The sequence below is a fragment of the Enterobacter cloacae complex sp. 2024EL-00711 genome, from assembly GCF_047529885.1.
Classification (GTDB): Bacteria; Pseudomonadota; Gammaproteobacteria; order Enterobacterales; family Enterobacteriaceae; genus Enterobacter; species Enterobacter ludwigii.
Genome location: NZ_JBLIZC010000002.1, coordinates 581,923 through 601,769 on the forward strand (window position 1 = coordinate 581,923; position 19,847 = coordinate 601,769).

The 19,847-nt window shown below is 54.3% G+C and carries 19 protein-coding genes; 10 read left to right on the plus strand and 9 right to left on the minus strand.

From position 1 onward, the window contains the following. Nucleotides 1-16 precede the first annotated feature (16 nt). Nucleotides 17-658: a bifunctional 4-hydroxy-2-oxoglutarate aldolase/2-dehydro-3-deoxy-phosphogluconate aldolase gene (gene kdgA / locus ACMVME_RS09155; protein WP_032680776.1), complete on the plus strand. Its 642-nt coding sequence runs from the start codon at nt 17-19 to the stop codon at nt 656-658. A gap of 41 nt (nt 659-699) precedes the next feature. Here kdgA and purT read toward each other — a convergent pair whose 3' ends face one another. After that, the gene (gene purT, locus ACMVME_RS09160) at nt 700-1,878 is read right to left on the minus strand and encodes a formate-dependent phosphoribosylglycinamide formyltransferase (RefSeq protein ID WP_251858750.1); all 1,179 of its coding nucleotides are present in this window, start codon (nt 1,876-1,878) and stop codon (nt 700-702) included. Nucleotides 1,879-2,048: 170 nt separating this feature from the next. Between purT and ACMVME_RS09165 the strand changes: the two genes are divergently transcribed. Beyond that, nucleotides 2,049-2,699 (plus strand): tellurite resistance TerB family protein, encoded by a 651-nt coding sequence (locus tag ACMVME_RS09165; RefSeq protein ID WP_414743411.1) that lies wholly within the window; start codon nt 2,049-2,051, stop codon nt 2,697-2,699. Between the two features lie 85 nt (nt 2,700-2,784). Continuing rightward, nucleotides 2,785-4,845, plus strand: coding sequence for an oligopeptidase B (gene ptrB, locus ACMVME_RS09170; protein WP_251858749.1), 2,061 nt, complete (start codon nt 2,785-2,787; stop codon nt 4,843-4,845). Here ptrB and exoX read toward each other — a convergent pair. From exoX to ACMVME_RS09185, 3 genes are all read right to left on the minus strand, one after another. Next, nucleotides 4,842-5,504, minus strand: a complete 663-nt coding sequence (exoX, locus tag ACMVME_RS09175) for an exodeoxyribonuclease X (protein ID WP_251858748.1) — start codon at nt 5,502-5,504, stop codon at nt 4,842-4,844. The two genes, ptrB and exoX, sit on opposite strands and share 4 nt — an antisense overlap. Nucleotides 5,505-5,528: 24 nt before the next feature. After that, nucleotides 5,529-6,179, minus strand: a complete 651-nt coding sequence (locus ACMVME_RS09180) for a carbon-nitrogen hydrolase family protein (protein WP_148576286.1) — start codon at nt 6,177-6,179, stop codon at nt 5,529-5,531. A gap of 109 nt (nt 6,180-6,288) precedes the next feature. Next, nucleotides 6,289-6,519, minus strand: a complete 231-nt coding sequence (locus tag ACMVME_RS09185; RefSeq protein WP_013096102.1) for a DNA polymerase III subunit theta — start codon at nt 6,517-6,519, stop codon at nt 6,289-6,291. A gap of 137 nt (nt 6,520-6,656) precedes the next feature. Here ACMVME_RS09185 and yobA point away from each other — a divergent pair, with 137 nt between their 5' ends. From yobA to ACMVME_RS09200, 3 genes are read left to right on the plus strand one after another with little or no spacing between them, the layout of a single operon-like run. Next, on the plus strand, nt 6,657-7,028 hold the full coding sequence (gene yobA, locus ACMVME_RS09190) for a CopC domain-containing protein YobA (protein WP_063215247.1): 372 nt from the start codon (nt 6,657-6,659) through the stop codon (nt 7,026-7,028). A gap of 1 nt (nt 7,029) precedes the next feature. After that, entirely contained in the window at nt 7,030-7,899 is an 870-nt protein-coding gene (gene copD / locus ACMVME_RS09195) for a copper homeostasis membrane protein CopD (protein WP_068794735.1), read from the plus strand. A 16-nt stretch (nt 7,900-7,915) separates the two neighbouring features. Beyond that, entirely contained in the window at nt 7,916-8,254 is a 339-nt protein-coding gene (locus tag ACMVME_RS09200; protein WP_014170622.1) for a YebY family protein, read from the plus strand. Nucleotides 8,255-8,660: 406 nt separating this feature from the next. Here ACMVME_RS09200 and ACMVME_RS09205 read toward each other — a convergent pair whose 3' ends face one another. Continuing rightward, entirely contained in the window at nt 8,661-9,602 is a 942-nt protein-coding gene (locus ACMVME_RS09205; protein ID WP_014170619.1) for a VirK/YbjX family protein, read from the minus strand. A gap of 167 nt (nt 9,603-9,769) precedes the next feature. Between ACMVME_RS09205 and pphA the strand changes: the two genes are divergently transcribed. Beyond that, the gene (pphA, locus tag ACMVME_RS09210) at nt 9,770-10,414 is read left to right on the plus strand and encodes a protein-serine/threonine phosphatase (RefSeq protein ID WP_068794734.1); all 645 of its coding nucleotides are present in this window, start codon (nt 9,770-9,772) and stop codon (nt 10,412-10,414) included. Nucleotides 10,415-10,448: 34 nt separating this feature from the next. Here pphA and ACMVME_RS09215 read toward each other — a convergent pair whose 3' ends face one another. The 4 genes from ACMVME_RS09215 to yebS all read right to left on the minus strand — a co-directional run bounded on the left by ACMVME_RS09215 (nt 10,449) and on the right by yebS (nt 16,198). Beyond that, nucleotides 10,449-10,688 (minus strand): YebV family protein, encoded by a 240-nt coding sequence (locus ACMVME_RS09215; protein WP_020883412.1) that lies wholly within the window; start codon nt 10,686-10,688, stop codon nt 10,449-10,451. Between the two features lie 105 nt (nt 10,689-10,793). Continuing rightward, nucleotides 10,794-12,236 carry a 16S rRNA (cytosine(1407)-C(5))-methyltransferase RsmF gene (gene rsmF, locus ACMVME_RS09220; RefSeq protein ID WP_068794733.1) on the minus strand — a complete coding sequence of 481 codons (1,443 nt, stop codon included), beginning with the start codon at nt 12,234-12,236 and terminating at the stop codon, nt 10,794-10,796. A gap of 76 nt (nt 12,237-12,312) precedes the next feature. Next, entirely contained in the window at nt 12,313-14,946 is a 2,634-nt protein-coding gene (locus ACMVME_RS09225; protein WP_020883414.1) for a PqiB family protein, read from the minus strand. Then, on the minus strand, nt 14,915-16,198 hold the full coding sequence (yebS, locus tag ACMVME_RS09230; protein WP_068794732.1) for a membrane integrity lipid transport subunit YebS: 1,284 nt from the start codon (nt 16,196-16,198) through the stop codon (nt 14,915-14,917). Before yebS ends, ACMVME_RS09225 begins: the two co-directional genes overlap by 32 nt. 132 nt (nt 16,199-16,330) lie before the next feature. Here yebS and ACMVME_RS09235 point away from each other — a divergent pair, with 132 nt between their 5' ends. The 3 genes from ACMVME_RS09235 (at nt 16,331) to prc (ending at nt 19,679) form a co-directional block, all read left to right on the plus strand. Then, the gene (locus ACMVME_RS09235; RefSeq protein WP_014170613.1) at nt 16,331-16,828 is read left to right on the plus strand and encodes a GAF domain-containing protein; all 498 of its coding nucleotides are present in this window, start codon (nt 16,331-16,333) and stop codon (nt 16,826-16,828) included. Nucleotides 16,829-16,924: 96 nt separating this feature from the next. After that, a complete protein-coding gene (gene proQ / locus ACMVME_RS09240) occupies nt 16,925-17,611 on the plus strand; it encodes an RNA chaperone ProQ (RefSeq protein WP_032680784.1) in 687 nt (228 codons plus the stop codon). 19 nt (nt 17,612-17,630) lie between these two features. Beyond that, nucleotides 17,631-19,679 (plus strand): carboxy terminal-processing peptidase, encoded by a 2,049-nt coding sequence (gene prc, locus ACMVME_RS09245; RefSeq protein ID WP_044858513.1) that lies wholly within the window; start codon nt 17,631-17,633, stop codon nt 19,677-19,679. Nucleotides 19,680-19,847 lie beyond the last annotated feature (168 nt).

A 19,847-nucleotide genomic window follows, 5' to 3' on the forward strand; every position in this document is an offset into this window, starting at 1 on the left:
GCGAGAGAAAACTCTGATGAAAAACTGGAAAACAAGTGCAGAAGCAATCCTGACCACTGGCCCTGTCGTGCCGGTAATCGTGGTGAATAAGCTGGAACATGCTGTCCCGATGGCGAAAGCCCTGGTCGCGGGTGGTGTTCGTGTTCTGGAAGTGACCCTGCGTACCGCCTGCGCGATGGACGCTATTCGCGCTATCGCCAAAGAAGTGCCGGACGCGATCATCGGTGCGGGTACCGTACTGAACGCACAGCAGCTGGCTGACGTGACCGAAGCGGGCGCGCAGTTTGCTATCAGCCCTGGCCTGACCGAGCCGCTGCTGAAAGCTGCAACCGAAGGCACGATCCCCCTGATCCCGGGTATCAGCACCGTATCTGAGCTGATGATGGGTATGGATTACGGCCTGAAAGAGTTCAAATTCTTCCCGGCTGAAGCTAACGGCGGCACCAAAGCGCTGCAGGCTATTGCGGGTCCATTCTCTCAGGTTCGCTTCTGCCCGACGGGCGGTATCTCTCCGGCAAACTACCGTGACTACCTGGCGCTGAAAAGTGTCCTGTGCATCGGCGGTTCATGGCTGGTTCCTGCGGATGCGCTGGAAGCAGGCGACTGGGAACGCATCACTAAACTGGCTCGCGAAGCGGTTGAAGGCGCGAAGCAGTAAGCGAAGACAGTATGAAAAACGGGCCTGCTGGCCCGTTTTTTTTATCCTGCAACCTTCACGTTCGCGGCGGCTGTTTTGGCTCTTGCCACAGCCTCATCCACGTTTACACCGGTCGCTAGCGCCACGCCAAGGCGGCGCGTGCCGTCAATCTCCGGTTTCCCGAACAGACGAACCTGCAAGCCTGCACCCATAGCCCCTTCGACGTTATCAAAGGTGACGTTCTGGCTGGTTAATTGCGGCAGGATCACCGCCGAAGCCGCCGGGCCGTACTGACGAATGCCGCCAACGGGCAGGCCGAGGAAGGCGCGCACATGCAGGGCGAATTCAGAAAGGTCCTGTGAAATCAGCGTGACCATCCCGGTATCGTGAGGGCGAGGGGAGACTTCACTGAAAATTACCTCGTCGCCGCAGACAAACAGTTCCACGCCAAACAATCCGTAACCGCCCAGCGCCAGAACCACTTTACGGGCAATTTCCTGCGCACGTGCCAGCGCCAGGTCGCTCATCTGCTGCGGCTGCCAGGATTCACGATAGTCGCCATCTTCCTGGCGGTGGCCAATCGGATCGCAGAAATGGACGCCATCAACGGCGCTGACCGTCAGCAGCGTGATTTCGAAATCAAACTTTACGACGCCTTCGATAATCACGCGACCGGCACCGGCACGTCCTCCCTGCTGGGCATACTCCCACGCCTTATCCAGAGTGCTGCTGTCGCGGATAAAGCTCTGTCCTTTACCGGAGGAACTCATGACGGGCTTAATGATGCACGGGTAGCCAATTTCGTCGACAGCCTGCAGGAAAGCGGCTTTATCGCCGGCAAAACGGTAGCCTGAGGTAGGTAAGGCCAGCTCTTCAGCCGCCAGACGACGAATGCCTTCGCGGTTCATGGTGAGTTTGGCCGCTTTTGCGCAGGGCACCACGCGCTGGCCTTCCTGCTCAAGGGCGATCAGCGTATCGGTAGCAATGGCTTCAATTTCGGGTACCACGAAATCCGGTTTCTCCTGCGTAATGAGCGTACGCAGGGCATCGCCATCCAGCATATTGATCACATAAGAACGGTGGGCGACATGCATGGCAGGTGCGTCAGCGTAACGATCCACTGCAATGACTTCCACGCCCAAACGCTGGCACTCAATGGCGACCTCTTTACCCAGTTCGCCCGATCCTAACAGCATCACACGCGTCGCCGCAGGTCGCAGCGCGGTTCCTAAACGAGTCATAACAATCCCCCTGAAAAAGTTGCGCGCATTATAAACGTAAACGTTTGCGTCTGTCTTGTTCAGGGCCCGAGAGCGGTTAAGAAATTTGCGCTTCTTTAGCCGTGGCAGACATTTCCTGACGCCTGCTCGCTTACGCTGGGAGACATATTCACCGTTAAGTGAGGGAAACCATGTCAGGCTGGCTAAATCAATTGCAATCCATGTTGGGGCAGAAAACGTCGTCATCCGGCGAGCAGGGGCTGAGCAAACTCCTGGTGCCGGGGGCGCTTGGCGGGCTGGCTGGACTGCTGGTTGCCAATAAATCCTCGCGTAAGTTACTGGCAAAGTATGGTACCGGCGCGCTGCTGGCGGGCGGCGGCGCTATTGCGGGTACCGTACTGTGGAACAAATACAAGGACAGAGTGCGGACCGCGCACAGCGACGAACCCCACTTTGGTGAGCAGACCTCGCCGCTGGATCTGCGTACCGAACGGCTCATCCTGGCGCTGGTGTTCGCGGCGAAAAGCGACGGGCACATTGATGACCAGGAACGATCGGCGATTGAGCAGCAACTGCGCGAGGCCGGTGTCGAAGAAAAGGGCAGAGCGCTGGTGGCGCAGGCCATCGAACAGCCACTCGAACCGCAGCGTCTGGCGCAAAGCGTGAAAAATGAGGAAGAGGCGCTTGAGCTCTATTTTCTGAGCTGTGCCGCCATCGATATCGATCACTTTATGGAGCGCAGCTATCTCAATGCGCTGGGTGATGCCCTGAAGATCCCACAAGGTGTCCGGGACGGGATCGAGAAGGATATTCAGGAGCAAAAACGGGCGTTACAGGGCTAACTGCCGCCGTCGCAGCCATGTTTCGCTTGCATCATGCGTGGGTTTTGCCAACCTTATAGGGTGTAAAACTCAAAAGAATGATGACATGCCACCGAAAGCCCGACGTACTCCGTATGCGATCACCACGCATGGCGATACGCGTATAGATAACTATTACTGGCTGCGGGACGACTCCCGTTCCCGGCCAGAAGTGCTCGACTACCTGCACGAGGAAAACGACTATGGCCGCAAGGTCATGTCCAGCCAGCAGGCGTTGCAGGACCAGCTGTTAAATGAAATGGTGCAGCGAATCCCCCAGCGCGATATTTCCGCGCCATGGACCAAAAATGGCTATCGATATCGCCATATCTACGAACCTGGTAACGAGTATCCCATCTACCAGCGACAGTCGGTGTTATGCGCCGAATGGGATGAGTGGGATATCTTGCTGGATGCCAACCAGCGCGCCGCCCATAGCGAGTTTTATACCCTCGGCGGCATGTCCATCTCCCCCGATAACACCATTATGGCGCTGGCGGAGGATTACCTCTCCCGTCGTCAGTACGGTTTGCGTTTTCGCAACCTGGAAACCGGTAACTGGTATCCGGAAATGCTGGATAACGTTTCGCCGGACTTTGTCTGGGCAAATGATTCCGAAACGGTCTACTACGTCAAAAAGCATGCCTCCACGTTGCTGCCTTACCAGGTGTGGCGTCATACCGTTGGGACGGATTCTGCTGACGACGAACTGGTTTACGAAGAGAAAGATGAAACGTTTTATGTCAGCCTGCACAAAACCTCGTCCCGCCACTATGTGATTATCTTCCTGGCCAGCGCCACCACCTCTGAAGTTCTGCTTCTGGACGCCGAGCTACCTGATGCGCAGCCGCTGTGCTTCCTGCCGCGGCGTAAAGATCATGAATACAGCCTCGATCACTTCCAGCACAGCTTTTACCTGCGCTCTAATCGGGAGGGTAAAAACTTTGGCCTCTACAAAACCAAAGTACGCGATGAACGCAAGTGGGAAGTGTTAATCCCCGCCCGGGAGCAGGTGATGCTCGAAGGGTTTACGCTGTTCACCGACTGGCTGGTGGTTGAGGAGCGCCAGCGGGGGCTGACCAGCCTGCGGCAAATTAACCGCAAAACGCGGGAAGTGATCGGGATTGCGTTTGACGACCCGGCCTATGTCACGTGGATAGGGTTTAATCCTGAGCCGGAATCGTCGCGTCTGCGCTACGGCTACTCGTCTATGACCACGCCCGATACGCTCTTTGAGCTGGATATGGACACCGGGCAACGTCAGGTGCTTAAACAGTCCGAAGTGAAAGGGTTCGATTCCGACAACTACCGAAGCGAACACCTGTGGGTTACCGTCCGCGATGGTGTCGAGGTGCCGGTCTCGCTTGTTTATCATCGGGCGCATTTCCAGAAAGGTAAGAATCCGATTCTGGTTTACGGCTACGGCTCCTACGGCTCAAGCATGGACGCTGATTTCAGCAGCAGCCGGTTAAGTCTGCTGGATCGCGGTTTTGTGTTCGCCATTGCGCATGTTCGCGGCGGCGGGGAGTTGGGACAGCACTGGTATGAAGACGGGAAATTCCTGAAAAAGAAAAATACTTTCAATGATTATCTCGACGTCTGCGATGCGTTGATTGAGCAGGGCTATGGCGATCCTGGGCTTTGCTTTGGTATGGGCGGCAGCGCGGGAGGATTATTGATGGGGGCCGTCATCAATCAGCGTCCCGAACGCTTTAAAGGGATTATTGCGCAGGTGCCGTTTGTCGATGTGGTAACGACCATGCTGGATGAATCCATCCCGCTGACGACCGGAGAGTTTGAAGAGTGGGGCAACCCGCAGGATGAGATCTACTATCGCTACATGAAAGAGTACAGCCCGTACGACAATGTGGAAGCGAAAGCGTATCCGCACATGCTGGTGACCACCGGATTGCACGATTCACAGGTGCAATACTGGGAGCCTGCAAAATGGGTGGCGAAACTGCGGGAACTGAAAACCGACGACAACCTGTTGCTGCTGTGCACGGATATGGACTCCGGTCACGGCGGGAAATCGGGACGATTTAAATCTTACGAAGGCGTGGCACTGGAGTATGCGTTTTTGATTGGCCTGGCGCAGGAGACGCTGCCAGGCCGTGCGGAGCGTTAAGCTTCGCCAAGATAGTGCTTAAGCGTTAAACGCAGTTCCGGGCTCATCTTATCGAGGTTGTTATAGAGCCAGCGCAGATAGCCCGGATCTTTATCCGCAATATCGGAAACCGCCCGACCGCGGTATTTGCCAAAGGTGAAGGTAGTCAGCAACGCCGGACGCCCGGTAATGGTCGCCATATCATCAGGGGTCCAGTCGGAGTTATTCATAATATCAATGAGTAACGCGGCGGTGATGTAGCAGTCATACAGGGCGCGGTGATGGTGCAGACCCTCCGGCGTTCTGACGCTCAGCTTACGGGATTTGTACAACGCCATATTGCTGTACTTAATCCCAGGCCAGAGACGACGCGCCAGTTTCATCGTGCAAATCCATTCTCCGGGCATGTCGGGGAGCACCCGGCGGTCAAAACTGGCGTTGTGCGCGACGTACCACGGGCTACCGTAATAGTGGGGTATCACCTCTTCTATCCACGGTTTGTCCGCCACCATCGATTCTGTAATGCGATGAATAGCCATTGCCTGCGGGCTGATCGGGCGATCGGGACGTACCAGATGGCTCATTGGGTTGACTATTTTTCCATCAATCACGTCGACAGAAGCCACTTCCACTATTCCGCCCTGAAGATCGCAGGTTTCGGTATCGATGACGCGCAGCATTGAACTCTCCTGAGCCTAAAACGCCTAGCCTAAAGGAATGATATCGCCTTGCCAACCCTGTCTGCCAAGAGATCCGGTCAATAGCAGTTCACCTTTGTCCGCGCGGACGATCAACTGACCTTTTTCATCCCATAACGCGCTGCCGCCGCGTGCGTTCGCCATTAACACCGCAATGGCATATTTGTGTGCGAATCGCTGCAGGGTACTGATGGATTGCCGCCAGCGGCTATCTCCCACTGACTGGCAGCTGGTAAACAGCGTCGCCTGTGGGTCGAGATTTGGCGAATCAGCATGTGCATCGATGATCGTCAGCTGTTTATCACCCGGGATCAGGCTTGCACCACGACCCTGAGGGTAGCGCAGGATGCTATGGCGAGAAGGGGTAAACAGAGCAAGGCCTTTCTGACGACGGCCATTCACGTCGAGCGGAAGCCCGGCAATAATAGTGATCCGGTATAATTTCGCGGCGTTTAGCAACGGGGCCAGCTGTTTATCATCGGGAGGGGCAGGGAGCGTCGTTGTCCCTGGGCCAGTTAATGAGAGCTCCGGGAATACCAGCAAATCGCACTGCTGGCGTGCCGCTTCGGCAATGAAACGGAGATGGTGCGCGACATGTTCATCTACATTGTGGTGCAGCCCGGCATACTGGGCCGCAGCAATATTCCATTGTGACATCGTGACTTCCTTTACACAGAGTCGCAGTGATTTAAGAATACACCTAATTTAATCAGGGTTTTCTTATCCTGCCATATTCCGCGTAAGGAAGTGTAACGACTCGTTAAGCTTATTTAACTTTAGGTTCGTACGGTAAACGAGAGAGGTTAACTGAGGCGAGACGATGCGCAATTAAGCGTTCGCGAAACCAGTCGCGCAGATGAGCAGGTTGCTCACGTTCGACCACTTCAGCCACGATGGGCATGTTGTAACGCTCTTTAAATGCGACGCCAGCGGCAGCGAGATCGACATTCACTTTATCCATCTCGTCCTGAGGAAGGGCGGCCAGATTGATCTTCATTACCTTCTCCTTTTTAGACGGCGGCAACGTTACCGCGATTGCTCGACGATGACAAGCAGAGGTGGGATGATCCTCGACTCGCTTATTATACAGAGTTATTCTTTGCCATACAGGCATAACAAAAAGGAATGATTGCGATGGGTTTATCCTCTTCCCGCGCGGCAGGCGCACTGGTCTTTTTGGCCTCTTGCGTGATGTCACCCTCCGTGCTGGCGCACGCTCACCTTAAACAACAGACTCCGGCAGCAGATAGCCTCGTGACGGCACCGCGGACGCTGACGCTGACATTTTCAGAAGGTATTGAGCCCGGTTTTAGCGGTGTGGTGGTGACGGATGCACAAAAGCAGACCATCAGGACCGGTGCCGTTAAACGCGATGAGAAAGACAAGACGCAGCTGAATGTGCCGCTGGATGGCGAGTTGACGCCCGGAACCTACCAGGTTGACTGGCATGTGGTGTCGGTAGACGGCCACAAGACAAAAGGCAGTTATCACTTTAGCGTGAAATAGCATGCTGGCGATGTGCTACGTAGGGCTGCGCTTTCTCCATTTCGGCGCGTTAATGCTTATTTTTGGCAATGCGCTGTATAGTGTCTGGTTTGCTCCTTCCTCTCTGCAACGGCTCATGTCCCGGCGTTTTCAGTCGCAGCAGAGAATGGCGGCGTTAATCAGCCTGATGACAGCGCTCCTGATGTTTACGCTTCAGGGCGGGTTAATGGGGAATGGCTGGGGCGATGTCGTCAACCCCGACATCTGGCGTAGCGTGCTGGGCACGCAGTTTGGAAGCGTCTGGCTGTGGCAAATTATTCTCGCGGCCCTTACTGCCGGTACAGCATGGCTGGCTCCGCATAAAGGCTCACGGCTGTTACTGCTCGCCATGGGACAGTTCGTCCTGCTGGCGGGAGTAGGGCATGCGACAATGAACGAAGGCGCGGTGGGCGCATTGCAGCGTCTTAATCACGCTCTTCATGTGTTATGTGCCGCAACCTGGCTTGGCGGATTACTGCCGCTGCTGTTTTGCATGCGTCTGGCGAAAGGGCAGTGGCAGCCTGCCGCAATCTACACCATGATGCGCTTCTCACGCGTGGGGCATTACGCCGTAGCAGGCGTGGTGCTTACCGGCGTTTTCAATGCGCTGTTTATTCTGGGTATCGATATTCCCTGGCAGGCCCGTTACGTGCAATTTTTGTTGTTCAAATGTGCGCTGGTGGCTTTGATGGTGGTAATTGCGCTGGCAAATCGGTATTTTCTGGTGCCACGGTTTCGTGCGCAAAGCGGGCGAGAACAACAAATATTTATCAGAATGACACAAGCAGAAGTGGTGCTGGGTGCGCTGGTGCTGGCTACAGTCAGTCTGTTCGCGACCTGGGAACCCTTCTGACAAGGTTAACTATCCTATGAAAAAGACACTACTTTCTCTCATCTTGCTGGCCTGCACGGGGAGTGCCCTGGCCGCACCACAGGTCATTACCGTCAGCCGTTTTGAAGTGGGTAAGGACAAATGGGCGTTTAATCGTGAAGAGGTGATGCTGACCTGCCGTCCGGGGCACGCCTTGTATGCGATTAACCCAAGCACGCTGGTGCAATACCCTTTAAATGATGTCGCAGAGCAGCAGGTCGCCAGTGGCAAAAGCAGTGGACAGCCAATCAGCGTTATTCAGATTGATGATCCCGCACATCCAGGTCAGAAGATGAGCCTGGCACCGTTTATCGAGCGTGCAGACACGCTTTGTTAATCTTCGGGTTTCCAATAAAAAACCGCAGATGCTTGCGAAAGCACTGCGGTTTTTTACTTTTAATGATGCTCATACGCTTTTTTTCCGGCCGCTTTAACTGAGGACTGGAAAACCTGGCGTCGTCATCTATTCTTAAAAGGCAAGGCGACTTAGCCTGCATTAATGCCAACTTTTAGCGCACGGCTCTCTCCCAAGAGCCATTTCCCTGGACCGAATACAGGAATCGTATTCGGTCTCTTTTTATCTGATTGAAAGCAAACGATTTATTCCTTTCACTGGCTCTCTCAGAAGGGACACGTTCAGTGATCCGCCTTCAACCATATCACAAAACGGCAGGCGTAAGTCCAGCCCTTTTTGCCGGTTTTGTTAAATTTTTGTGCAGAGTTGAAGAAAGCTCTCAGCGCGCTTAAAAGCGTGATTTCACCTCAGCCTCAATGCAGTCAAGCAGTTCAAAGCGACGGCGATATTCCGCCCGTTTTTTACTGGCGATATCTTCCAGGGATTTACGCTCCATCTGTAACGGCAGTTGCCAGCAGAAGGGGGAGATTTTCTTACCGTCCAGACTCGCCCAGAATTCGTCATAGCTGGCATGGAAATGACGGCCTTTGCTCAGGCGGTAACGCAGTGCGCGGAAAACGTGCCCCTCATCACCGACAGCAAAAATCGCCCGGACGGATGAATGTGCGGCCAGCTGGAAAACAACTTCCATCAGCACGCGTTTTGGAAACAGGCCATGGCAGGCGCGGGTCGCCAGTTTAATGGCGTCATGCGAGACGTTGCGACGTGGCCCCTGAAGCCCACCAATCACCAGCACTCGCTGCCCGTTGCTGCGTGCGACGCTAAACGTCAGGCTTGCTAGCACGGTATTCTCGCTGTCGCGCAGCCACAGCGTACTTTCACCTTCCCGCTCGGCTTTGCCGGCAGAGGAGGCACTCACGGTATACGTCGCGTCGTTTTTTGCCTGAAATTGCACTATCGTCTGCTCTTGCGGGCTGGTCAGCGCGTTGGCGAGGGTGATATTTTTCAGGCTATCGACCCAGTGATAATGGCTGATGATAGCGTCAGCCCGATCGCCGGCCGTCAGGCCACGCATCAGATACTGCCGATGGGTTTTACTCGGTAAGGTAATTTGAGAGGCCAGCAGACGGTCAAAATCATCACGTCCAGAGAGCGTTTCCAGCACGCGATGGGTGGAAGACCAGAACAGGAGCGAGCGCAGCAGGAACTTCAGACGATACTCGCGCTTCTGCCAGATTGGACCCGGAACGCGTTTTCCTTTCACCAGCTCGGAAATGATATTTGTGCGATGCGGATAGAACACATCGTTGTGCAGGTGCATATTAGACACGTTAAGACCTCTCGTTTAATTCATGCCTTATTCTAAAGAGTCAGCAAAAAGGGATTAATAGCGCGCGGATCTTTATTTCCATTTGGTTTACCGTTCGTTTGGCTTTGTGAATGCTGCACGTGTCAGCTGCAATTTCTGCTGCGTCTATACTTAAGCAAGGAGGTTTTATGTATCAGCGAATCGATGGTGGGAAGTGGCGGCACGTCTGGGTTGTCAGCGACATACATGGTTGTTATCAGTGGCTCATGGATGAACTGAAACGCCGGCATTTTAATCCTTATGAGGATTTGCTTATTTCCGTAGGGGATGTAATTGACCGTGGCCCTGACAGTATTAAATGTTTACAGCTCATGAATGAAAAATGGTTTCGTGCAGTACGGGGCAACCATGAACAAATGGCTATAGACAGCCTTGATAATAATGATTTTGCACTCTGGACAATGAATGGTGGAATTTGGTTTACCCGCCTTGAGCACACACAGCAGCAGCTGGCGCTGACGTTACTTAATGCGTGTCGGGAACTGCCGCACATTATCGAGATAACCTGTGCAAACGGTTTGAATGTGATTGCTCACGCTGACTATCCCGCAGCGGAATACCGCTGGCAAAAACCCGTAAGCGCCCGGCACGTACTATGGGATCGCGACCGGCTGATGGGGTTTATGGTCGGGAAAGGGCAGGGGATCGGCGGTGCGGACCATTTCTGGTTCGGACATACGCCACTTGACCGGCGGTATGATTTTAATAACCTGCACTACATTGATACCGGCGCCGTTTTCGATGGTTACTTTACGCTGGCGCAGCTTCAGTAATAAATAACCCGCCTTCGGGCGGGTTCTCTTTAGGTCAGGCAAGACGCATGACCCAGGCATCGGATTGACTATCGTAATGCTCACGGTAAAGGACTGAGTGTTCGCCATCAAGTATTGCCGGTACGCTGGTATCGGCGTCCCAGGCATCCAGTTGCATGCACAAATCTGGATCGGATTTGCAGGGAATACTTAACGTTCGTTCGCCCTGTGCTTCGCCGCGCAATTCTGCGTCGTCGATTTCGAAAGCGCCAATACGCACGCTGGTTTTCGTCATATTGCTCTCCGGGTGTGTTATCAAAATCTGGTATGACCAGTATGGGCATCCATTTTTGATCGTAGACAAGGAGAGCAAAATCGCCAGTAAAAAAATGCGCTTTTTTCAGCCGGTGCGATCGTTACCGGTAAACAATCGCCCATCACGAACCAGCTCTCGCGGATAGCTGTTTTTCAGTCGCGAGCCTACCTTTTTCGCCAGCCCTAACGGATAATCCTGATAGGTCACCACCACTTCATCATGCGATGGCGTGTTGTCCGGATATACATCACGGCCCCGGTACCACTCTTCGGCTTCCTGGTGCGTCAGGGCGAACGTATTCTCGCTGCCGGCGAGGGCGATAACAGCCTCATGCTGCCAGCGATAGCCTTTATTGTGCACTTCCGCCAGGCGGATCCCGATGCGGGAAAAACGTACCTTGCCGATAAGCGGCTCAATATTTGCCGGGAAAAGCCAAATCTCTTTATCGCGAATCCAAAGATGGCATGTGTCATCCCAGGCCAGCCCGACCTTAGCGGCGGCGGTAGTGACTTGCTCCGCCTCACGCCTTTTCATGGGGGCGAAGGGGAAATTGCCGACCTTAAACGTTGGGGCTGGCAGTGGCTCAACCGCCTGCGTTTTACGCAGACGAGCGACAAAAAAACCTTCGCAGTCATAAATCTGAGGGAAAACGTGCAGGAATCCTTCAGGCGTGACGGCTTCATTGGCTGAAGCGAACAAACCGTTTAACGGCAGGAACTCGACGGCATCAGGGTATTGCGTCTTAAGCCACAGACAGACGTCCTCGTTCTCGTCACGGTTTAAGGTGCAGGTCGAATAAACCAATGTGCCACCGGGACGCAGGGCATGGAAGGCGCTGTCGATCAGTTCGCGCTGGGTGGCGGCAATCTCAAGGTTACTCTCTACAGACCAGTTTTTTAACGCATCAGGATCTTTACGCACCACCCCTTCGCCGGAGCAGGGCGCGTCCAGCAGGATGGCATCAAACGCTTCTGGCAGGGCTGCGCCAAATACGCGGCCATCGAAGTGCGTCAGGGCAACGTTATGGATCCCGCAGCGGCTGATGTTAGCGTGCAGAACTTTAACGCGACTGGCTGAGAACTCGTTGGCGAGAATGGCCCCGCGATTTCCCATCCTGGCGGCAATCTGCGTGGTTTTGGAGCCCGGCGCGGCAGCGACATCCATGACGCGTTCTGGCGTATTATCATCCGCAAACAGGGCGGCAACCGGCAGCATCGAGCTGGCTTCCTGGATATAAAACAGACCACTCAGATGTTCTGCGGTACTGCCCAATGGCAACGACGCTTCGTCATCCCGTTCAATCCAAAAACCCTCTGCACACCACGGTACTGGCGTCAGTTGCCAGTTATACGGCGAGACCAGCGCCAGAAAATCGGCGACGCTTATTTTCAGCGTGTTGACGCGAATACTCCGGCGCAACGGCCGCTGACAGGCGGCGATAAAATCGTCTAACGAGAGGTGAGAAGGAAGCGCCTCGCGCATCTGCGCCAGGAATTGTTCAGGAAGAAATACGGAGTTTTGAGCCACGTGCACACCACAGGGAAAAGTTCAGGGGCGCAGTGTAACATAAAGGCTCCGGTGCGTTGACACCGGAGCCCTGAGATTAACGCGGCAGGGCAGTGCCCCATTCACGCCACTCTTTCGGCTCGCTTTCGAGCAGCAGGAAGTGTTTGCCCGGTTGCGCTTTCGGCGCCAGCGGCGTCCCCGGTGGTGTAGCGAAAGCAATACCGCCACGAATGAACTGGTTGAAGGTGCCGGTTTTCACCACCCCGCCCGTCAGACCGAAGTCCAGTGAATAGCCGGAGGCCAGCCAGAACACCGAGTTATTACGCACCAGGTGCTGGTAACGATCGCTGATGCGTAATGCCACCATCACGCGGTCAGAGAGCGTACCGAGCGTCAGGCCCGTCACTGTACCCACCTCAATCCCGCGGAACAGCACTGGTGTGCCGATGTTCAGCGAGCCTGCTTCCGGCACTTCCACCACAATGCTCAGGCCATCCAGATAGCGAGAGTCAGTGATCGTGGCTTCCTGCAGTTCAAAGTCACGGCGAGCATTCCCCTTACCGGGTTCGACGTTGATATAAGGCTGCAGGATAGTGTCGAGGTGCTCAACGCCAGCGGCCGAAATCTGTGGCGTCACCACCGAGAAGCGGGAGCCTGAGCGGGCGAAGGTTTGAACATATTCCGGGTAGAGCACGGCGGTGGCCTGCACCTCGTTACGCGCGGTGATAAGCGTCAGCTTCTGGATCTGCCCGATATCAATACCCAGATAACGGATAGGCATCCCTTCCGCCAGCTTCCCTGCATCAAAAGCATGCAGGGTAATCTGTCCGCCAACGGCACGGGCAGCGGTTTCAGACGGGAAGAGAATACGCTTATCGCCTTTACGCAGGTTTGCACCCGCACCGCTGAGGTTATCGAAGCTGATCGCTCCGCGCAGCGCACGTGAAAGCGGGGAGGCCTGCACGGTCAGCCCGTTACCGTTAAGCTGCACTTTCGCACCACCTTCGGCCCAGAACACGCTATTCGGGGTCAGCAACTTGCGATACTCCGGTTTGATATGCAGTTCGATATCAAACGCGTCCGCATGAGGGCGTACGGCAATCACTTCCCCAACCTCAAACTTCCGGTACAGCACGACGGAGCCAGCCTGGACATCAGGAAGCGTCTCGGCGCTTAACGTCAGTGTCGTGGTTGGGAGATCGCTCATGCTGTTTTCAATCGCTTTGTCCAGGTTGGCATACAGCGGATAACTGTCGCGCACCGGGCCTTTATTACCCGGTAAAATGCGGATCCCACCGTTAACCCATTCGCTGGCGCTGGCACCGAGGAACTCAACACCGTCGAGGCCAACCTTCACGTCGACGCGGCTGTTCACCACAAATTTACTGTCGCCATGGACAAGGTCGCTGTATTGCGGATCGATAGCCACCGAGAAGCTCACGCCGTTTTCAGAGAGCGTACGCTCCAGCACCTGGCCCACCTGGACGCCATGCAGAATCAGCGGCTGGCCGGCTTCGATACCGTAACTTTCAGGCGCGGTCAGTTTTACCGTTACGACGCCCGGTTTTTGAAGTAGCGCTTTATCTGCCGGCGCAACAACGAAACTGTTGCTGGGTTGACCTTCACCGGGGATCAGTTCAAACGTATTGCCGGTCAGAAGATTGCTCAGGCTGGTATCGTTCAGAGACAGTTTTGGGCTGCGCATCTCGATGCGCGTTTTTTCACGCAGGAGATCAACCACGCTCGGGTCGACGGTCATCTCACCGGTCACGGAACCGCCTGGATTGAGCGTCATTTTGGTGAGCTGCCCAACCTGCAATCCCTGATACATAAGCGGTGTGGAACCCGCTTTCAGCCCTTTAGCATCGGGCAGGGCGAGTTTGACGATCACGCCGCGCTGGCTGTGCGCCAGGTCAGCATACAATCCGAAGGTATCATCTGCCGTGGCCGGGCTGGAGTTTTCCGGAGAGTCGAAGGCAACGGCGCCGTTGACCAGTGCGGCCAGGCTCTCGAGCTTCACTTTGGCACCGCTCAGGCTGAGGTCAGCATCCACGCCGGAGACGTTCCAGAAACGGCTGCCTTTTTTCACCAGGTTAGTGAAGCGGCGATCGATTAACACATCAATCGTCACGCCCTGTTTATTCGGGTTGATGGCGTAATCATAAACGCGACCTACCGGAATTTTACGGTAATAAACCAGTGAGCCACTGTTGAGGGAACCCAAATCCGGTGCCTGCAGATGGATCATCAGATCGCCGTTATTCAGTCGGTATTTTGGTTGGGTATCCAGCGCAACAAAGTGATCCTGCGGTTCACCTTTACCCGGCATCATGCCGATGTAGTTACCGCCAACCAGTGCATCCAGCCCTGAAACACCCGCCAGAGAGGCCTTAGGCGTTACCAGCCAGAACTGCGTTTCGCTGCGCAGCGCATCCTGCATATCGGACTTAATGCTGGCGCGGACCTGAATTTTATTCAGCCCTTTTCCCAGGCTGATGTCCTGAACGGTACCTACCTCAACCCCCTGGAAGCGGACAGGGGTTCGCCCGGCCACAATGCCGTCGGCAGACTGGAAGTCAATGGTGATGGTGCTTCCGCGATCTTCATAGCTCGTCCAGATAAGCCAGCCTGCAATCATCAGGGCGATGACAGGCAGCAACCAGAATGGAGAAATGCGGCGTTTTGTTTTAATTCTCGCTTCAGTCGGCGAAGCGGGCGTTTCCTGACTCATGTGCATCCCAAAGTAAGCGGCTATCCAGCCATTCCACAGCAAGAATAGTCAATATCACCGCGGAGCCGAAATAAAAAGCTGCGGGTCCCATTGTAAAAGCTAATAACTGGTCGCGATTGATCAGCGACATCATCAACGAAATCACGAACAGATCCAACATCGACCAGCGGCCAATCCAGGTGACGAATCGCAAAAGCAGAATTCGGGTACGTAAACCTTGCTCACATTTGAAGTGAATACTCAGGAGCAGGGTAAACATCACCACCACTTTGGTAAACGGCACCAGAATACTGGCGATAAACACAATTGCTGCCACCCCCACGTTGCTGTGGGCGAGGGAGATGATCCCGGAGAGGATGGTATCCTCCTGGCGCCCACCATTCACGTAAATGATGGAAATCGGCAGCATATTGGCCGGGATCAAAAAGACCAGCGAGGCAATCAGCGCGGCCCAGCATTTTTGCAGACTGTTGTTGCGCCGCAGTCTCAGGGGAATATGACACCGCGGGCAACGGCCACGTGGGTCGGGCAAGCCAGTATAGTGACACCCCAGACAGACCCGGAGACTTTCATCCGGTCGCGTGGCCGGACGCTGAGGGTAAAAGCGCTCCCAGAGCTGTTCGACGTTCAGATGAATGAGTGTGAGGACGCTGAGCAAGACGAGGCAAATAAATGCAAAGAGTCCGACCCCGGGCTGCAAGAATGCATAGTCCTGCACTTTTATGGACGCCACGCCGACGCCCACCAGGTAGATATCCAGCATGACCCACTCTTTCAGTTTGTCCAGCATCAGCAACACGGGGCGGAGATTCATCCCCAGAATGTTACCAAACCAAAGATAGGCAATGGCGGCGACCAGCACCAGCGGCGCGCCGACCGTACAGAACAGCACCATGGCGGCGGTGAGCGGGTCACCCTGGCGCGTCATCTGCCAGATCCCCTGCAGTACGTTGGCATCAATACGCACACCAAGCAGGTACAGCTTCAGCAGCGGTTCGCCCCAGGCAAACGGCATAAGAAGCAGCATGGTGATGGCCATCGCGGCGAGGCGGGTCAGCGACCAGTCGCGGCCGTCGCGAATTTTAGCGTCGCAGCGGGGGCAAAAAGCACTTTCATGCGATTTCATCTTCGGCAACATAAAAAGCGTATCGCACTGCGGGCAACGCTGATAATGTGCACGAGGCAAAGCTTCGCTTACCGTATGGACAGTTATCTTTTTTGTCGGCGTAATTTTGGTTGTTTTTAAGGCCATCAGCTGCGCACAAATAAGTATTGTTGAACGTTATATTAACTCATGAACGGATTCATCTTGAGCATGAGCGCATTTAATGCTTATTTTAATAGGCTATGCGGTAATTTTGTAAGACAACTAAGTGATTGAATAATGAACAAAACAGAATTCTACGCGGATCTTAACCGCGATTTTAAGGCATTGATGGCGGGTGAGACCAGCTTCTTAGCCACTCTGGCAAATACTAGCGCATTGCTGTTTGAACGGCTATCTGACGTTAACTGGGCCGGTTTTTACCTTCTGGAAGGTGAAACGCTGGTGCTTGGCCCGTTCCAGGGGAAAATTGCCTGCGTGCGTATTCCCGTAGGACGCGGCGTTTGTGGTACAGCGGTCGCGACTAATCAGGTACAGCGCGTCGAAGACGTCCATGCGTTTGACGGACACATTGCCTGTGACGCAGCCAGTAATTCTGAAATCGTTCTGCCTCTGGTGGTAAAAAATCAGATTATTGGCGTTCTGGATATCGACAGCACGGTCTTCAGTCGCTTCACAACCGAGGACGAACAAGGGCTGCGCGAGCTGGTGGCGAACCTCGAAAACGTTCTCGCCGCAACCGATTATCAAAAATTCTTTGCGAGCGTAGCAGGATAATCAACGGATAACGTAGCATTTACTGATAGCGTCATTATAATGACGCCTGTTCATGCCTGCGCTTGTTGGCAACGTCCGTTGTAATCAGGAAATTTCATGGAAAATCAACCTAAGTTGAATAGCAGTAAAGAAGTTATCGCATTTCTGGCCGAGCGTTTCCCACAGTGCTTCAGTGCTGAAGGTGAAGCTCGTCCCCTGAAAGTCGGTATTTTTCAGGATCTGGTGGCACGCGTTGAGGGGGAAATGAACCTCAGCAAAACTCAGCTTCGTTCCGCCTTACGTCTTTATACTTCGAGCTGGCGTTACCTGTACGGTATCAAAGCGGGCGCGACGCGTGTTGATCTTGACGGCAACCCTTGTGGTGAGCTGGACGAGCAGCACGTTGAGCACGCACGTAAACAGCTGGAAGAAGCCAAAGCACGCGTTCAGGCACAACGTGCAGAACAGCAAGCGAAAAAACGCGAAGCCGCAGCGGCAAACGGCCAGGAAGAAGCGCCTCGTCGTGAGCGTAAACCACGCCCAGCGCCGCGTCGTAACGATAATAACGATCGCAAACCGCGTGCTGACAAACCAGCAGCTAAAGCCACGCGCGCCCCTCGTGAAGAGCCGCGCCATACGCCGGTTTCTGACATTAACGCCCTGAGCGTGGGTCAGGCACTGAAGGTGAAAGCGGGTAACAACGCAATGGACGCCACCGTACTGGAAATCACCAAAGATGGCGTTCGTGTACAGCTGACTTCTGGTATGTCAATGATTGTACGCGCAGAACACTTGTTGTTCTGAAACGGAGGCCAAGCCTGGCATGAACACTTTTTTTAAGCTCACCGCGTTGGCGGGCCTGTTTGCTATAACGGGCCATGCTTTCGCAGTGGACGATATCACGCGTGTTGATCAAATTCCGGTCCTCAAGGAAGAGACGCAGCACGCGACGGTGAGCGAGCGTGTGACCTCACGCTTCACCCGTTCGCACTATCGTCAGTTCGATCTCGATCAGGCCTTTTCGGCCAAAATCTTTGACCGCTATCTGAACTTGCTGGATTACAGCCATAACGTACTGCTCGCCAGCGATGTCGAGCAGTTCGCTAAGCGTAAATCCGGGGTGGGTGACGAGTTGCGTTCAGGCAAGCTGGATCTGTTCTACGATCTCTATAACCTGTCGCAAAAGCGCCGCTTTGAACGCTATCAGTATGCGCTGAAAGTGCTGGAACGTCCGATGGACTTCACCGGCAACGACACCTTTAATCTGGACCGCAGCAAAGCGCCCTGGCCGAAAGACGAAGCCGAGCTGAATGCGCTGTGGGATGGAAAAGTAAAATACGACGAGCTGAGCCTTAAGCTGACCGGCAAAGATGAAAAAGAGATCCGTGACACGCTGACGCGTCGTTACAAATTCGCTATTCGTCGTCTGGCTCAGACCAACAGTGAAGATGTTTTCTCACTGGCAATGACCGCTTTCGCTCACGAAATCGATCCGCATACCAATTATCTCTCGCCTCGCAATACCGAACAGTTTAATACCGAAATGAGCCTGTCTCTGGAAGGTATCGGTGCGGTGCTGCAGATGGACGATGATTACACCGTGATCAACTCAATGGTCGCCGGTGGCCCGGCGTCGAAAAGCAAAGCGATAAGCGTAGGCGATCGCATTGTTGGTGTGGGTCAAACCGGACAGAACATGGTCGATGTGATCGGCTGGCGTCTGGATGATGTGGTTGCGCTGATCAAAGGTCCGAAAGGCAGCAAAGTTCGCCTTGAAATTCTGCCAGCCGGTAAAGGCACCAAAACCCGTATCGTTACCCTGACGCGTGAGCGTATCCGCCTGGAAGACCGCGCGGTGAAAATGTCGGTGAAGACCGTGGGTAAAGAGAAGGTGGGTGTTCTGGATATCCCGGGCTTCTACGTCGGGCTGACTGATGATGTAAAAGTCCAGCTGCAGAAGCTTGAAAAGCAGAACGTGAGCAGCGTCATCATCGACCTGCGCAGCAACGGTGGTGGGGCGCTGACCGAAGCGGTTTCATTGTCCGGGCTGTTTATCCCGTCTGGTCCGGTGGTTCAGGTGCGCGATAACAACGGTAAAGTACGTGAAGATGCCGACAACGATGGTGTGGTCTATTACAAAGGCCCGCTGGTGGTCTTAGTCGATCGCTTCAGTGCTTCCGCGTCTGAAATCTTTGCCGCCGCTATGCAGGACTATGGCCGTGCGCTGATTGTCGGTGAGCCGACATTTGGTAAAGGTACCGTACAGCAGTATCGTTCTCTGAATCGTATCTACGATCAGATGCTGCGTCCGGAATGGCCTGCACTGGGTTCGGTTCAGTACACCATTCAGAAATTCTATCGTGTGAACGGTGGCAGTACGCAGCGTAAAGGCGTGACGCCGGATATCATGATGCCGACGGGCACGGAAGAGACTGAAACCGGCGAGAAGTTTGAAGATAACGCATTGCCGTGGGATAGCATTAACGCCGCGACCTACGTGAAAGCGGGTGATATGACGCAGTTTGGTCCTGAACTGCTGAAAGCGCACAACGATCGCATCGCCAAAGATCCGGAATTCCAGTACATCTTGAAGGATATTGCTCGTTTCAATGCCCTGAAAGATAAGCGGAATATTGTTTCTCTCAACTACGCTCAGCGTGAGAAAGAGAACAACGAAGATGATGCAACGCGTCTGGCGCGTATCAACGATCGCTTCAAGCGTGAAGGTAAGCCTCTGCTCAAGAAACTGGACGATCTGCCAAAAGATTACCAGGAGCCGGATCCTTACCTCGACGAGACGGTGCATATCGCTCTTGACCTGGCGAATCAGGAAAAGGCGAAGCCCGCCGTGCAACCCGCACCGGCAAAATAATCCCCCAACAGGCACAAGAAATTGTGCCTGTTTCTTTTTGTTCCGCATTCTCCCGTCAGGCAAATTTCCAATTGTGTAAAGTTGTGTCTTTCTGGTGACTTACGCCCGATGGATGCTTGAAAATAGCCGTAATACCCATACGATGTGGGTAATCGCATAGTGCGCTTT